Consider the following 16,636-nt stretch of genomic DNA (forward strand, 5'->3'; position numbering starts at 1 on the left):
CTTTATTCCGGCAATTCCAGAAGCAGCCGAAGCTCCTACTCGCGTTGTTCAACCGTAGCAAAGCAGGTTCGGCTCCTCTGAAGCAGCCTGCCCACGAACATCTGCACGAGAGCTGTACGCACAAGCTCTTCCTGCCGGCTGCATTCCGCCTGTCCTTCATCATATTCATAACCTGCGTGTATCATGAATAGAAAAAACTGCCCCAGCCCTTTATCGTTTGCATATATTTGAAAACTACCATCGAACAGCTGCTCCCCTCAATAAAACGAGCCAATACGCCGCTTTACAAATTTCGACAAACTCAATTAGGGGGGGCCTGTTTTATGCTCAAGTATTTGCTGAAACGGTTGATGTATGCACTCATGGGACGCAAGCAACATCGTCGTCGCCATTACAGCAACAGCTATAACAACGGGCATTACCGCCCACAAAGCCGCTCTCGCCGAGGTTATCGCTATTATACAAAGAAGCGCAGCAGCTATTCCAGCTAAAAACGCGATTAATGTCGAAAGTGTTAGGAAATTGTAAGTAAAATAAACAAAATCCTGACCACCTTTTCATAAGAGGCTAAAAGGTTTACGTTAGAATGGGGGAAATGAATCGGAGGTGTAATAGGAAATGATGAAAATCGTTACCTTCAAAAGTCGTTCCGTCCCTGTTTACTACCCTAACGAACAATCAGCATCCTTAGAACTGCTTAATCATAAATTGTACGAATTGGAATTGGATTTTGATTTCCGCAAAAAATGGAGAAGAATTAAATCGGTAGAAATGGTGCGCGATGTCGCTATTTTCCAATATAATGACGGAACTAAGCTTTACCTGGAAGTATGTTAAAGCTCACGAGAAAAAAGACCTGATGGCACACTTCAATGTGCTCCTTCAGGTCTTTTTTGTCTTTAGAATGTATAGCCTGGGATATGCTTTCCTATACTTCAAAAAAAAACCTGCAGCACATGGCTGCAGGGACAAGCTGATTTTCGCTTTCTTTAGCTGTATCTCAGCGATTTACTATGCGCGGCGAATCATGGATAAATCAAGCATATCCGGAGCCTGCGGCTTTCCGAGCAGAAACCCCTGAACACTGTTGCAATTCCACTCGCAGAGCAGATCATATTGCTCCTTGTACTCAACACCTTCTGCTATAACCTCTAATCCTAGCTTATGAGCAAGCTTTATAATGCTTTCCACAATAATCCGTTCCGCACTCTGAAGATCGATTTTCTTAATAAATGATTTATCTATCTTCAAGCATTGCACAGGCAAATGCTTCAGATTAACGAGAGAAGAGAAGCCCGTTCCGAAATCATCCAGGACGATCCCAACGCCTTTCGCTCTGAGCCAGCTAAGTGACGTCATAGCCGCATCTGAATGATAGATCAAATCGTTTTCTTTAATTTCAAGCTCCAAATGAGAAGGGGCTAAACCATGCTCCTTCAATACGTGCAGCACCGTCTGGGAGAACGAGGAGTCTCGCAGCTGCTGCGCAGACACGTTAATCGACATCATTAAATTGCATAACCCGTATTTGCTCATACCAGCCAACATTCTACAAGACTCACGAAGCACCAACTCTCCAATCGGTACAATGAGTCCATTATGCTCTGCTATAGGAATGAATTCAGTAGGAGAGATCTCGCCCAGCTCTGGATGGCTCCAGCGGATGAGCGCTTCAAAGCCTCTCAGCTTGCCGTCAGACATCCGATAAATAGGCTGATAGCTTAGTCGGAACTGCCGCAGGTATAAAGCCGGCCTCAGTGCCGTCTCGATATCGATACGTCTATTCAACTTAATCGTATCCTCTGTATTGTAGAATCTCGCTCGATTCCCGCCTTCTTCCTTAGATTGATGTAAGGCTGATTCCGCTCGACAGAAGAGTTGTTCGCTTGTCCGTCCATCCTGCGGGAACAACGTCGCTCCGATGCTTGAAGTTAAGTACATCTCCGTTCCATCTACATCAATTGGCCGTTCCACCGCATTCTTAATGGCCTCCACAGCCTGAATGCTGTGGCTCTCGTCATTCTCGACCGGCATAGCGACTAAAAAACGGTTTCCACCGACCCTACTTACACTCGTTGCAACCATTCTCGCTTCCGCCAAACGTTTTCCTAACATATACAACAACTGATTACCAAACTCCGTCCCTTTGGTTTCATTCACCCGATAGAAGCGATCGATGTCAACCATCGCTACTACCATTCGCTTACCTGCCGCACGTACAACATTTACCGCCACTTCGAGTTGTGCAAAAACTTCCTTGCGGCAAGGTAAACCGGTTAACGCATCCATTATTTTGAACCACCGTCCCAATCCTTTAGTTAAGCTCATTCTCCCATACAAACATTAGAAAAATTAAAGAGCTACATTTAGAAGATTGTTAGATATTTTAATATTGTTCCAGATTCTCCTTACAATTGGGAAATGAGAGCTGCTTCAGTCTCTAAAAATCTTGATTTTCATGAAAAAAAAGAACGACTTCGCCGCCGCGATGTCGTTCTTGAGTGTAAGACGTTAGCCTTTGCTCATACTCGTATGCTGAGCTGTATACTTGTAACCAAATCCCCAAACCGTGCGAATGAGACGAGGCTCCTTCGGGTTCTGTTCAATCTTCTTCCGAAGATTAACAATATGTACGTCGATGGCACGGTCTGTCACGAAGGAATCAAACCCGCGAATCGTGTTTATAAGTTCTTCCCTGCTGAACACCTTGCCTGGATAAGCAAGAAACAGCTTCATTAGCTCATATTCCGAGAATGTCGTCTCGACAAGCTGACCACGCACAAGCAGCAGCCTTCTCTCGAAATCCAGCTGAATCGGATCACCATCATCCTTAACTTCAGCCGCAGCAGCGAACTGCTGAACCGTCTCTGTCTGCACCGAATTCGAACGACGAATAAGCGCCTCAACTCGAGCTGTCATCTCATGCATACTGAATGGCTTGCACATGTAATCATCGGCTCCGGCCTTCAAGGCCTGAACCCGTTCAGACACTTCACTCTTCATCGACAAAATCATAATCGGTACGTTAGAACGTTTCCTAATGAGTGTACAAACCTCCATGCCGTCTAAATCGGGAAGAATTAAATCGAGCAATACCAAATCAGGTACAAACTCAGACGTTAGCTTCAGTCCTTCGTCTGCTCTGTAGGCTTGCATGACGGAATAGCCTTCTTCTGATAAATACATAGACAGCATATCACTCATCATGACGTCATCTTCAATAACTAGAACTTTATACATTGTCGTCACCCTTTTTGAGGATAGGAGATTTCTGTCGAATATTTATTGTATCTCTACTATACAATACCGACATTAAAGCGACAACAACTTGTTAGAAAATTGTTAGGATTTATTGTCGAAATCTTTCTTTGCTTGTCGAAGGCCGCCTAAGAGCTGGTTAAGTGCCACTTCCAGCTGCATAATTGCAGCGTGCAGACTGTCAGTCGCCAGCTCCGGAAGCTTCACAATACGTTCTACCTCGCAGGCTGCGTCTAACAATTCATAAGCAGATAAATATCCAGCCGCTCCCTTGAGCGTATGAGCCATACGCTTCACAATCGTCAGCTCCGATTGCTTCACCATCATTCGAAGCTGATCAGCGAAGAAGTCGTAATCGAGAACGAATTGATCCATCATATGGAGTAGGATGGGCAGCTTGCCATTCACCCTCGCAAGCGCACTTTCAACATCCATGCCTGCAATAGCCGGCAGAAGACTCTCGCTTGCTTCCTCAGGCGCACGGGTTCGCTTCACTTCCTTCTGCGACTCATGAGGTGCATCGGCTTTGGCAAGGAGCATGCATCCCTCTTTCAGCCAATACGAGATGACGGTATGCAAGCGCTCTGAAGAGATTGGCTTCGTGACGACGTCATTCATACCGAGCTTCATATAACGCTCGTGATCGTTTCGAAGCACGTTTGCGGTTACGGCTATAATGGGAATATCATCATACTTTGCTTGCGCTCTAATGAGACGAACAGCCTCTGAGCCATCCATGACTGGCATATGAATATCCATTAGAATCAGATCCCAACGTTCTTGGACGAGCTTCTGGAGCACCTCTTCGCCATTCTCAGCGAGGCCAACCTCATACCCCTGGTCCTTCAATATTTCGATTGCGACCAGTTGATTAATCTTATTGTCCTCCGCAAGCAATATCCGAGTGCTTGTCCTATTCTGCTGTGCCGGTACAGCAGGCGCTTCACGTTCCTGCTCCCTTGCATTTTTACCTTTGTCTTCCAAAACACTTTCAATTGCCCTCAGCATGCCAGATCTCATAATCGGCTTGATCAGCAGTGTAACAGGTCTTTGCTCAGCCGAAAGCTGCATCATCTCATCTCGACCGTACGAGGTTGTCATTGCAATGGTCTTGACGCCTGCAAGCTCAGCATCCCGATGAAACTCAAGCCAGGTTTCTGCTCCGTACATATCCGGCATCTCCATATCAAGAACGATCAGCTTAGGCAGTGCCCCTGCTCCGATACGGCGCAGTCGATCTCTAGCCATCTTCCAAGATTGAAACGGAATGGGGGTCAATCCATAATTTTCAATTAAATCGCTCCAATGTCCCCGCATCTCATCATCATCCTCAACGATCCAGACAGGCTGCTCCAGCAAGTCCTGACGAGCCTGCCAACGCGGCTCCGCATACTTATGGGTAACCGTAAACGGAAGCGTGAAATAGAACTGGCTTCCAACGTAAGCCTCACTCAACACCTCAAGCCTGCCGCCCATAAGCTCCACTAATGATTTGGATATAACAAGCCCTAAACCCGTGCCTCCGAACTTTCTAGTCGTAGACCCGTCAGCCTGTGTGAACGGCTTAAACAGCTTGTCCACCTGCTGCTGGCTCATGCCGATTCCCGTATCCGAGATCGTAAAGCGCAGACTTATTGCATGGTCGGTTTCATGAACCAGGTCAAGCTGCAGCCTTACTCTGCCTCGATTCGTAAATTTAATCGCATTCATACAGATGTTCAGAAGCACCTGCTCTAAGCGCATCGCATCGCCGATAATCGTCTGTGGCAGCCCTTCCGGCGTATCTATAATGAACTCGAATTGCTCCTTGCCGCCCATAAACACACTGAGCTGATCAGTGATACGGTTCATCACCTCATTGAGCTGGAATGGGAGCCGTTCAATATCGACTTTACCTGCCTCAATTTTGGAGAAATCCAAAATATCATTTATGAGTCTAAGCAAAGTCTCAGATGAAGTATTCATTTTGTCCATATAATCCTTTTGGGAAGCAGATAGACCTGTTTTGCGCATGAGCTGAGTTAAGCCGATAATACCATTCAGCGGTGTGCGGATCTCATGGCTCATTAGCGCTAGAAACCGGCTCTTCGCCTGATTGGCTTCCTCCGCCTCGAGTGTCGCTCGAACCAGCTCCTCTTGAACCATTTTCTGCTCCGATATATCTCTTGCTATGCAGGAGAAAAAGACCTCCCCGGTGTCTTTATCCTCATGTGCTACAACAACCATGGATACGTGAATCTGCTCGCCATTCGTCTTCAGAAGCTGTGCTCCGCTCTCCCAATACCCGAATTCTTTAGCCATTACCGCGCCTTTCACCAGCTCTTTATACATTTCCGGCTCGGCATACTGTTCAACGGAATACTCGCTGCTTGCAGCATTCGCCAAACCCAGCATCTCTCTACCTGCGCGATTTATATATACAAGCTTGCCGCTCATACTGACCGATGCGATCAAATCCTTGGCTGACTCCACGATATTTAGCAAACGATTACGCGTCTTCTCCATTTGCTTACGGTCCGAGATATCCAGCACCATGCCTACGACGCCAGAGAATCGCCCATTGCGATCCCGCAGTCCATTAGAACTGTGAAGGGTCGGAATCCGCGTCCCGTCCTTATGAATAAAAGTCCATTCCCGCTCGTAAGAGAAGCGCTCGCTGCGCAGTTCCTTGAATACTTCAAGACCAGGCTGTACCTCTCTCCCCAAGCTGATCGTCAGCTTCTCTGCCTCCGCGCTTATTTCATCCAAATCCATAAATAACAACGGTGTCGCTGCGCCTGCCAGCTCCTCTGACTTATAGCCGAGCATGTCCTCTGCCGTTTTGTTGAGATAGGTTATTTTATAATTTTCATCAAGCACGATGAACGCATATTGGTTCTGATTAATAATCGCTTCGAGCCGATCGAACATCTCCTGCAGATGCTCCATCATCCCATTAACAGAGTGGCCCAGCTGTCCAATCTCATCATGAGGCTCAACCTCCAAATGCTCAGCCTCGAATTTGCCAGCTGCTGCTTGCTCTGTAACGCCGAGTATGCGTTCAAGCCGCTTAACCATACGTTCGAAATATAGAAAGAAAAATACAGCAATAATGAATTCAGCAATCGCAATCATACTAAAGATGCGCCAGAAGATCGGCTTTATTTTCTCTTTAAGTATGGACTCCGGCTCCTGAAGGGCGATCCTCCAAGGTGTTTCACTCACTTTCGTATGAAAAACGGCATAGGGCACACCTGCAATGCTAATGTCCGAGACTCCTTGGTAAGATCTGATCATATCATCGGCAATCGGCCGCAGTGGTGATTCCTTGTCGAATAAGCTCGCCTTGACTAACACATCGGATTCGGAGCTATAGATAAGACCACCTTCATCGTTAAACAAACGGACAACAGAATGCTCGCCCGCGAACTCTATGAATGGACGCAACGTCGAGAATACGATAGAAGCGTACACGATGCCCTTCAGCTCATTCGTAGCCCCATATACAGGTACTAAAATGAGAGACTGCTTAACATCCGAGAACCCGGGCACGAAAGGATCTGTGATCACCACTTGCCCCTCGGCCGCCTTCTGGAAAAAAGCTTCCCTGCGCATATCTGTTATGGGCCCGTCCGTTCGCAAGGCCATGCCTTTCTCTTCAATATAACCGAGCGCATGATACATAAAGCCGCCTCGCACGAGCTCTCTTCCGAAGTAATGAAGGCGCTCCTCATCCGAGCCGAACCTCACTACTTCCGTACGACTCATGACAACAACCTCTGCCTTGCGGATTGCCATCCATGCAGCCAGATCATTCGCTAGATTATCCTGTTTGCTGCTAGTCTTCTCAACCTCCGATTGCATCATCGCCTTCTTCACTACGGAGTAGTTGCCCATACCGGCCAGTAACAGCGGGAATAAAGAAATAAGCAAAATATATAGTAATCCTTTTGTCCGCAACGACATTTTTTTCAAGCCGGTTTCCCCTTCCGCTGTCCATTTTTCCGAAGCTGTCGAACTTTGACACTATTATACCTCTTTTATCCATCATTGGGAGCAAAAAAAAGCTAGAGCTTGCATGCCGCAATACTGCGACATGCTGCTCCAGCTCTTTCATTAAGAACTTCAAATAACGGTGCTTCTATTCAGCACGTAGAATCGATTCAATACGGCCAAGCTCCTCATCGCTGAAATCAAGTCGGCTGAGCGCTGCGACGTTGTCATCAATCTGCTCCACACGGCTTGCACCTATCAATGCCGAGGTTACTCTTCCGCCCCGCAGCACCCACGCCAAGGACATCTGAGCAAGCGATTGACCACGTTCCCCAGCAAGCTCATTGAGCTGCTTGATCTGGCTTAACTTGGCGTCTGTAATCTGATCCGCTTTCAGAAACACGCTAGGACCTCCCGCACGCGAGTCGGCAGGAACGCCGTTCAAGTAGCGATTAGTCAGCAAGCCTCCGGCCAGCGGGGAGAATACGATAGAGCCAACGCCTTCCTGCTCTAGTACATCCTGCAGTCCGTTCTCAATCCATCGATTGAACATCGAGTAGGATGGCTGATGAATAAGAAACGGCGTACCCAACTGTTTCAGTATGGCTGCTGCTTGAGCACTCTGCTCCGCGCTGTAGTTAGAAACGCCAACATAAAGTGCTTTGCCGCTGCGAACGATATGATCAAGTGCTCCCATTGTTTCTTCAAGAGGTGTATTCGGATCTGGACGGTGGTGGTAGAAAATGTCCACGTAATCCATATTCATTCGTTTCAAACTTTGATCCAAGCTCGAGATTAAATACTTGCGTGAGCCCCAATCTCCATAAGGACCCTCCCACATATAATAGCCAGCTTTAGTTGAAATAATAAGCTCATCACGGTATGCCGCCAGATCCTGCTTCAGAATTTGACCGAACATTTCCTCTGCGGAACCAGCTGGTGGTCCGTAGTTGTTCGCAAGGTCGAAATGGGTAATACCTAGATCGAACGCACGGTGCACCATAGCCCGTCCATTCTCGATGCGGTCAACGCCGCCAAAATTATGCCAAAGACCTAAGGATATGGCAGGCAGTTTCAGGCCGCTCCGCCCGACGCGATTATACTTCATGCTCTCATACCGATTATTAGCCGCTAAATAAGTCATGTTCGATATCCTCCAAGCTGTTATTTAGTTGTGCTCCCAGCCGATATGCAGGCATACGAGCACAATCACTTTCTATTGTACTGCTCTTGCTTGCAAATGGGAAACTCCGCTACCTAACATTGACATACTTCTTATCCAACTTCAAATGCGGGCTGTTCTTTATCGTTTCCTCAAAGAACAGCGGCTGCTCCTGCACGAGCCGCTCCCACGCATCGACGCAATACGGATCGAAGTGCTTCCCGCGCTCCTTCAGAATAATCTCCATTGCCGCTTCATGCGTCATAGCCTTGCGGTAAGAACGCGAGGAAGTAAGCGCATCGTACACATCAGCGATGGCAGTCACTCGTGCGAGAAGCGGAATCTCCTCTCCCGCGAGCTGATCGGGATAGCCGCTGCCGTCCCACTTCTCATGATGCGAACGAACAACGGATAGCTCCTCCGGCATAAAGCCCAGTCTTTTGCATAAATCGTAGCCCGATACGGGATGTACTTCTATGATGAGGCGCTCCTCCGGCGTAAGCTTGCCGGGCTTGTTAAGAATCGTATCGGGAATACGCAGCTTCCCAACGTCATGAACGAGACCGCCCTGCGCGATGGCCCGCAGCTCCTCTGAGCATAAGCTAAGCTCCTCACCCAGCTTCAGTGCGTAAAGCGCCACGCGGTAGTTATGGCCAGCTGTGTACGAATCACGCGCTTCCGTTGTCATGACCAACTCACGGACACTCGTTGACATATAGGTATTGATCCAATCGCTCGGATTCGACCGAAACATAAGCTTAATCGAAGATGTAATGGATTTGGAACTGACATACTGGTTAACAATACCCGTAACCATAATGAGAACAGAAGCGAGCAGCAGAAAGTGGTACAGCCACCAGCTTACATTCCATGTTTCCCCCGTAACGATAATGATCTGTGCAACTATCATCCAGCCCGCACCGTAGACAATCGCCAGCTGCAATGGAAAGCGCGTGGATATATAGGTCATCAAATAACGATAGATGGTCCAACCGTTCATTGCGATAATAAACAGCGTAGCCGCCCACATCATCGGTACTTCCTTCAGCTGGAAAAACATAATGGTATCCGGAAAAAACCACAAAAAGAAACAGAAGCCAAACAAGAGAACGCTCCAGACTGGAAGCAAATATCGCTGCCATTCCGTGAACCACTTGATGATCGGCTGATCCACTGAAAGCGATGAGAGCCACAGCCAAACAACAGCAAGCAATACGCTTAGCTGGGCCGCGCTGCCTGCTATTCCGGAGTGATGCATGATGAAGCCTGGTGTAGACAAGCCGTGCAGAACAAACATCGCGGTTAACGATACATAAGATAGGGAAAGAAAACTAATCTTAATATTGCGGAGGGAAATGGCAACGAAGCCGACCGCTATGGCAAGTCCAAGCGATAGCAGTGCAACAAGGCTGACGATGTAGAAATGCTCATGTGGCGCATTGATGATTTTGTCGAAAGTGGTGCCTCTAACTAATAAATAAGCGGCAAGCGGCAAGAGCATGGCTGCTGCAAATCGTATGAATATCGCCGTATTTTTACTCAAGCTGCTTCCTCCTACATGTCGTTCAATAATATATATAATAACCTTGTCGCCAAAGCGTCGTTACAAATATGCGGTTTTGAAAGAAAGCGCGAAATTTGTAGGATAATGTTGGATAATATTCTTTCATCTATCATAACATCAAGAAAGCCTCGTATAAATAGTGAAGTTCAGCCGATTCTGAATATTTATGCATACGGCAAACTATATTTTTATTTTAGATTAAGGTTTTTTTAGGCTTGTTTTGATATAGTAATTGAAGATGGGCAAATCGAAGGGAGTTTATGGAATGGATAACAAAGAGTCGCAGTCAAAAAAAGACGCAGAAAAAGAATTGACTGCGAAAGAAGAACGTTTCACGCTTGATAAAAACGAAGAGCAGCTAGGCGAGCTTTCTGAACAGGATGCCGCGATCGAAGAAGAGCTCCAGCAGGAAACGATTGAAGAGAATGAAGAAGCTGTACGCGAAGAACTTCGCGCAACTTCACTAAGCGGCGAGAGCAATCAGCAACCGCCTCAAGGCGGCAGCGGCAAGATATGGGCAATTATTTCGGCTGTCCTGGCGATTGCGCTTATCATCGTATTGATTAAGCCGCCATTCGGTGGATCTAGTGACGAAACGGTTGCTACGGTCAATGGCGTCAACATAAAACAAGACAGACTATACGATGCCCTCGTAACAGCAGGCGGGAAAGCTACGCTTGATAACATCATTACAGAAGAGCTGATCAATCAGGAAGCCAAAGCAAGCAACATTGAGGTAACAGATGCAGACATCGATGCCGAAATCGATCTGATCAAAAAAAGCTTTGAGTCGGATGAGCAATTCGAATCCACGCTTGCTCAATACCAAATGACGCTGGAGAGCTTGAAGAAGGATACGAAGATCAATCTGACGATCCGCAAAATTCTAGAGCCGAAAACAGACGTAACGGACGACGAAATAAAGCAGTTCTATGATACCAACAAAGATACGCTTGGCACACCAGAAGAAATTCAAGCTTCGCACATCTTGGTTGCAACCAAAGAAGAAGCTGATGCTATTCTGGCTGAAATCAAGCAAGGCGGCGACTTTGCAGCCATCGCGAAGGAGAAATCCATCGACACAGGCTCGAAGGATAATGGCGGCGACCTCGGCTTCTTCGGCAAAGGCGCAATGGTTCCTGAATTCGAAGCGGCTGCGTTCGCATTGAAGATTAATGAAATCAGTGCTGTCGTACAATCCGAGCACGGTTTCCACATTATTAAGAAAACGGCTGAGAAAGCGGCTGTTATTCCTACTTTCGAAGAGAAGAAGGAAGAGATCAAGCGACAGTTGGTTGCTACCGAAGCGAACGAGCTATCCGAAGCTTGGATGACGGAAATTCGTGCGAAAGCGAAGATTACGAATACGCTATCCCCTGAAGCTTCAGCTGATCCAGCAGCAACGGAAGCGCCTGCTGCTCAATAATCAAATACCAGAAGCTAACAGTGTGACTTAGGTGTTTCAATGCCTCTGTCACGCTGTTTTTTTGTAAATATGAATAGATCAAGCTACTTCGGCGTCCTTTAAGACGCTGAAGGCGCTTGAAGGTGAAATATAAGCCCTTTATAAGCTAACAAACTTATACATTCTTATATTTTAAGAAGGGACGCATGAAAGTATCCTTTCTATAAAAAAAGCCCCCAGTCACCTGGAGGGATAGGCTTAGGGGGGCTTGGCTGCAGATGACGCAAGCTTGCGAGTACCGTTAGTCGTTAAGCTTGGTTAATAGAGGATAGAAATCAGTTCGTTTCGGCAATATGAACGGCTGCGTTGTATGCTCGACTTTCGTATTGCGACTGCTTGATGTGCTTACGCTTCTCTTTAGCTAATACATACTATTCAATTCTCCTGAACTCGGAGTAGATGATTGTTTTACTAGATTCGGCCATTTTGAAAACTGCAGATTCTGGCTGTACAGTGGACTTCCGTTTGCCCGGTAAGGCGATATGACGTCATAGGCGGAAATCAGCAAGCGGGATATGATATGATGAGACCAGAGGACATTTACCTACTATTGGAGGGAACTACGTGAGCAACTATGAGGTTCGCAGCTATACGGATACCTATACTTTGTATGAACTAACGGAGGAGAGCTCACAATCACGCGTTATCGTATGCCCCGAGCGCGGCGGCATCGTAATTGGCTGCCAGCTTCACGGGCTAGAGCTCTTCTACTTGGACAAGTCAACCTTCGAGCACCCTACAGCTAATATTCGGGGCGGCAATCCAATTCTCTTCCCTATATGCGGACAGCTTGAGCAGCAGTCCTATACGTGGAACGGTGAAACCTACCCGATGGCTAACCACGGTGTCGCACGTACCGCAGTATGGGAAGTGGTCGGCACCGGCATAGACGGAGAAGCCTCTATTACCATTCGCCTTCGCAGCAATGAGGAAACGCTGCGCTCTTACCCGTTCGAATTTGAGCTGCAGTTTACATACGCGCTACAGAATGGAGAGCTGCACATTAGGCAGACCTACCGCAACCTTAGCGAAGCAGACACAATGCCTTTCTATGCTGGCTTCCATCCTTACTTCGCGATCGATTCGGGCAAGCAGATCGCTTACGATATTGATGCAACGCAATACCTCGATTACAACGATAATAAAGAAAAACCATTCAATGGCGTTATTGATTTGGAAGACCTTGTCGAGTCTGTCACCTTGCTTGATGTTAAAAAAAGCGAGATTTCGTTCCCTGTTTTGCAAGGAGCACGCGTTCGCTTAAAGTATGACGATATATTCAAATACATGGTGCTCTGGTCTGTGAAGGACCGTCCATTCGTATGCGTGGAACCTTGGATGGCTAAGACTAGCGAGCTTAACCGCCAAGAAGAGCTTGTTATGCTCGATGCCGGCGAAGAGTTGCATGCCAATCTGACAATCAGCTGCGTGCGCTAAGCAGGTTATGTAGACAAAAAAGGGACTGCTCGGCTTCCGCTGCGAATGATCACAGCGAGTTGAGCAGCCCCGTTTCATATTAGTTGATTTAGTAGCCTTCGCCTTGACCGCCTGTCACAATAGCGATGCCTGAGCTTGCGCCAATGCGCGTTGCGCCGGCAGCGATCATCTGTAGCGCCGTTTCACGATCGCGAACGCCTCCCGAAGCTTTCACGCCAATGTCAGGGCCAACCGTACGGCGCATCAAAGCGATGTCTTCAACCGTCGCTCCGCCTTTGCCGAAACCCGTTGACGTCTTCACGAAATCGGCGCCTGCATCTTTGCAAATCGCACTTGCAACGGCTTTCTCCTCATCAGTCAGCAGTCCCGTTTCAAGAATAACCTTCAAGATAGCCTGTCCCTTAACAGCCGCAGCAACACCCTCTACATCACGCTGCACACCTTCCAGGTCACCTGATTTGAGCAAACCAATATTCAGCACCATATCAATTTCTGTAGCTCCATCCACAATGGCAAACTTAGCCTCAGCTGCCTTGGACGCCGTAGTCGTCGCTCCAAGCGGGAAACCAACCACCGTCGTGATGCCAACACCCGAGCCCGCGAGCTCCTCCGCCGCAGTTGTTACCCAGCCTGCATTCACACAAACCGTTGCGAACTGATATTGCTTCGCCTCGCGGCAAATTTGGAGCACCTCATCTTTTGTTGCATCTGCTTTTAGTATCGTATGATCGATCATCGCCCCAAGCTCTGCTGGCGTGTAATTTGTTCTGCTGCTCATTATTTATTCCTCCAATTTCATTCGTTGCGTTTATGCTAGGCAGGCAAACGTGCTGCCTATGCGCCTCGTATCTATTCGAATAGATAATCGAGCACGCAGGTTACGTTTTATTATACGAAGCTTTACTCCAAACAACAACAAGCTCTTGCTGCTCAGGCTCTTTGGTTTACTTTATCACATGCGGTACGCTATGATTGTTATGCTCATCGAACCGACTAAGGCAGGTATAGAAGCCCATGCTGTTCGTGATCAAACAATAGGAGGTCATTCTCTCATGGAAAATATGCTGATCAAAATAAATGAAGCTGCAGCTTATATTCGGCAGCAACTGCAGGTACAGCCGCAAATTGGACTTATATTGGGATCAGGACTAGGCGTTATGGCTGATGAAGTAACGGATCCCGTCGTCATTCCATACGGTCAAATTCCACACTTTCCTGTTTCTACAGTAGAAGGCCATTCTGGCGAGCTTGTCATCGGACAATTGGAAGGAAAAACCGTTCTCGTCATGAAGGGCCGCTTTCATTATTATGAGGGCTACTCGATGAAAGAGGTTGTATTCCCGGTTTATGTCATGAAGCAGCTTGGCATTCAAACTTTGCTGGTAACGAACGCTGCCGGCGGAATGAACCGCGCTTTCGCTGCTGGCGATCTCATGCTGATCACCGACCATATTAACAACACCGGCAGCAACCCGCTCTTGGGCGCTAATATCCCCGAACTCGGACCGCGCTTCCCCGATATGTCGCAAGCCTATAACCGTGAGCTCCGCGGTATTGTGGCAAGCAAAGCGGAAGAGCTTGCGATCAAGCTGCAGCAAGGCGTATACGTAAGCATCTCTGGTCCTGCTTATTGTACCCCGGCTGAGCTTTCGATGATGGCAGGCTGGGGTGCTGATGCCGTCGGTATGTCAACTGCCCCAGAGGTTATGGCAGCTAACTATACAGGCATTAACGTTGTCGGTATTACTTGTATTACCGATATGGCCATTGGCGACGAGCTTGAGCCGCTTACGCATGAACAGGTCGTACGAGTGGCCGAGCAAGCAAGGCCGAAATTCATCGCTTTGGTGAAAGCATCAGTAGGTGCGTTCAGCGTATAAATATTACAATATTAGCAGCTGTTAGCAGGTCAATGACTTGTAGACAGCTGCTTTTTTTCGGCAAAGAGCGTTAGGACCCATGCCCTTTTACCCCATTCTAACCCTTACTAATCCAGCATGTGGACAAACGTCAGGTTGTGAACTATTCTTTACTATATAGCAACATTCATATCCAGTATGGACAACAGGAGAGGTGCGGAGCTTGACCTTGATTTCAAAACCTAATCGTGAAGCCGATTTATTCACCAGCGCTTTCCATTACGCTTCAATTGGAATGGCTTTAGTTGATTTAGACGGTCGAATTATGGTAGCCAATCCCTCTGCTCATGCGATGCTGGGTTATGAGGATAGCGAGCTATCTGGGCTGACTTATGCCCAAATTACTCACCCCGACGATCTTGAACAGGATGACCGCTACGTTAAGCAATTATTAGACGGATTCATCGATACCTATCAGATGCAGAAACGTTATAAAACCAAATCTGGCGGCATAGCAACAGCCTTGTTATCTGTATCGCTTGTATATGACGAACAAGACAATCCAAGACATTTCATATCGCAAATGATGGACATATCGGAGAAGACCAGAGCCGTATCGGAAGTCAAACAGCTGACAAAACAAATATCTACCATCCTGGAGAGCATATCCGATGCCTTCATTTCACTTGACCATAACTTTCGGTTCATCTATACCAATATAGCTGCACAGAAGCTATTCAAGCGCAGCAATGAAGAGCTGATTAATCAGCCCATATGGGATGTATTTCCATGGCTAGTCGGCTCCATCAGCTACTATGAATGTAAACTTGCACTTGAGCATAGTGAGTCGCGGGTCTACGAGCAATTCATTCCAAAACTTAATCATTGGCTTGAGGCTAACGTGTATCCGTCAGATTTCGGCTTATCCATACATTTCCGTCAGATTACGGAGAGGAAGCAGATCGCAGACAAGCTGGCCGAAAGTGAGAAGAGCTTCAGAATGCTTGCCGAGAACTCAAGCGATGTCATCTCCAAGCATGACAGTGAAGGTATCTTGACCTATATTTCTCCTGCCTGTTATTCTCTGCTTGGCTACAGAGATGATGAATTGATTGGACAATCCCCCTTTGATTATATCCATCCTGACGATAGGCAGCGTATAAAGGAGCATCGAGAACTCGACTACCAACAACTGGGCGATTATGCGATTACGTACCGATTGCAGCACAAGAATGGTGCTTACCGATGGTTCGAGACAACAACGAGCGTCGTCTTTCTTGAGGGCGACCGGTCTCATACCATGGTCGCGGTCTCCCGAGATGTAACGCCGCGCAAAGAGATTGAGCTGCAGTTGCTTGAGCAGTACCAACTGCTGCATGCACTCTCACACGTTGACGAGCTGACTAAGATCGCCAATCGGCGCTCCTTCGATGAAGTATGGAACAATGAGTGGGAGGAAGCGCAGAAGCATCACATGCCGCTCACGCTGATGATCGGCGACATCGATAATTTCAAAGCGTACAACGATAATTTCGGGCATCAGAAAGGCGACGATTGTCTAAGACAAATCGCCGCCGCCCTGCGCAGCACGTTGAAGCGCCCTCTCGATATCGTCGCCAGATATGGGGGCGAGGAGTTCGGCATTATTTTGCCGCAGACGAGTGAGGTTCGTGCTGCTACGATTGCCGTTGCTCTTCTGAAGGCTGTACGCGAGCTGCAGATTCCCCACGCCGAAACGTCAGGATGTACCCATGTTACCATCAGCCTCGGCTCTGCGACCTGGAATCCGAATTCCAGCATCACCCAAGATGAGTTGTTCACATGGGCAGATAGTGCTCTCTACCAAGCCAAACGTGAAGGCAAGGATCGATATATATCCAAATAGAACGGGATAAAGCCGCTGCATATAGCAGCGGCTT

13 protein-coding genes are annotated in these 16,636 nt (G+C 47.6%); 6 read left to right on the top strand and 7 right to left on the bottom strand.

All coding sequences use genetic code 11. From position 1 onward, the window contains the following. Window positions 1-35: 35 nt before the first annotated feature. Window positions 36-185, bottom strand: a complete 150-nt coding sequence (locus tag FGT79_RS31295) for a hypothetical protein (RefSeq protein WP_171056363.1) — start codon at window positions 183-185, stop codon at window positions 36-38. A 138-nt stretch (window positions 186-323) separates the two neighbouring features. Between FGT79_RS31295 and FGT79_RS31300 the strand changes: the two genes are divergently transcribed. Together FGT79_RS31300 and FGT79_RS21535 are read left to right on the top strand one after the other, a co-directional pair. After that, the gene (locus tag FGT79_RS31300; protein WP_171056364.1) at window positions 324-491 is read left to right on the top strand and encodes a hypothetical protein; all 168 of its coding nucleotides are present in this window, start codon (window positions 324-326) and stop codon (window positions 489-491) included. A 127-nt stretch (window positions 492-618) separates the two neighbouring features. Then, the gene (locus FGT79_RS21535) at window positions 619-837 is read left to right on the top strand and encodes a hypothetical protein (protein ID WP_076337062.1); all 219 of its coding nucleotides are present in this window, start codon (window positions 619-621) and stop codon (window positions 835-837) included. 174 nt (window positions 838-1,011) lie between these two features. Here FGT79_RS21535 and FGT79_RS21540 read toward each other — a convergent pair whose 3' ends face one another. The 5 genes from FGT79_RS21540 to FGT79_RS21560 form a co-directional block, all read right to left on the bottom strand. Beyond that, the gene (locus FGT79_RS21540; RefSeq protein WP_138754909.1) at window positions 1,012-2,328 is read right to left on the bottom strand and encodes a putative bifunctional diguanylate cyclase/phosphodiesterase; all 1,317 of its coding nucleotides are present in this window, start codon (window positions 2,326-2,328) and stop codon (window positions 1,012-1,014) included. A 183-nt stretch (window positions 2,329-2,511) separates the two neighbouring features. Then, complete coding sequence (locus FGT79_RS21545) at window positions 2,512-3,240, bottom strand: response regulator transcription factor (RefSeq protein WP_138754910.1); 729 nt, start codon at window positions 3,238-3,240, stop codon at window positions 2,512-2,514. A 102-nt stretch (window positions 3,241-3,342) separates the two neighbouring features. Then, entirely contained in the window at window positions 3,343-7,203 is a 3,861-nt protein-coding gene (locus tag FGT79_RS21550; protein ID WP_246096556.1) for a response regulator, read from the bottom strand. Window positions 7,204-7,378: 175 nt separating this feature from the next. Further along, window positions 7,379-8,374 carry an L-glyceraldehyde 3-phosphate reductase gene (gene mgrA / locus FGT79_RS21555; protein ID WP_138754912.1) on the bottom strand — a complete coding sequence of 332 codons (996 nt, stop codon included), beginning with the start codon at window positions 8,372-8,374 and terminating at the stop codon, window positions 7,379-7,381. 109 nt (window positions 8,375-8,483) lie between these two features. Continuing rightward, the gene (locus FGT79_RS21560) at window positions 8,484-9,935 is read right to left on the bottom strand and encodes an HD-GYP domain-containing protein (protein ID WP_246096543.1); all 1,452 of its coding nucleotides are present in this window, start codon (window positions 9,933-9,935) and stop codon (window positions 8,484-8,486) included. A gap of 286 nt (window positions 9,936-10,221) precedes the next feature. Here FGT79_RS21560 and FGT79_RS21565 point away from each other — a divergent pair, with 286 nt between their 5' ends. Together FGT79_RS21565 and FGT79_RS21570 are read left to right on the top strand one after the other, a co-directional pair. After that, window positions 10,222-11,382, top strand: coding sequence for a foldase protein PrsA (locus FGT79_RS21565; protein ID WP_138754913.1), 1,161 nt, complete (start codon window positions 10,222-10,224; stop codon window positions 11,380-11,382). A gap of 603 nt (window positions 11,383-11,985) precedes the next feature. Next, complete coding sequence (locus FGT79_RS21570) at window positions 11,986-12,858, top strand: aldose epimerase family protein (RefSeq protein WP_138754914.1); 873 nt, start codon at window positions 11,986-11,988, stop codon at window positions 12,856-12,858. Window positions 12,859-12,946: 88 nt separating this feature from the next. Here FGT79_RS21570 and deoC read toward each other — a convergent pair whose 3' ends face one another. Continuing rightward, window positions 12,947-13,636: a deoxyribose-phosphate aldolase gene (deoC, locus tag FGT79_RS21575; protein ID WP_138754915.1), complete on the bottom strand. Its 690-nt coding sequence runs from the start codon at window positions 13,634-13,636 to the stop codon at window positions 12,947-12,949. A 274-nt stretch (window positions 13,637-13,910) separates the two neighbouring features. Between deoC and FGT79_RS21580 the strand changes: the two genes are divergently transcribed. Beyond that, entirely contained in the window at window positions 13,911-14,738 is an 828-nt protein-coding gene (locus FGT79_RS21580; protein WP_138754916.1) for a purine-nucleoside phosphorylase, read from the top strand. A 202-nt stretch (window positions 14,739-14,940) separates the two neighbouring features. Further along, a complete protein-coding gene (locus FGT79_RS21585; RefSeq protein WP_138754917.1) occupies window positions 14,941-16,602 on the top strand; it encodes a PAS domain S-box protein in 1,662 nt (553 codons plus the stop codon). Window positions 16,603-16,636 lie beyond the last annotated feature (34 nt).

This window comes from Paenibacillus sinopodophylli, assembly GCF_005930355.1.
Classification (GTDB): domain Bacteria; phylum Bacillota; class Bacilli; order Paenibacillales; family Paenibacillaceae; genus Pristimantibacillus; species Pristimantibacillus sinopodophylli.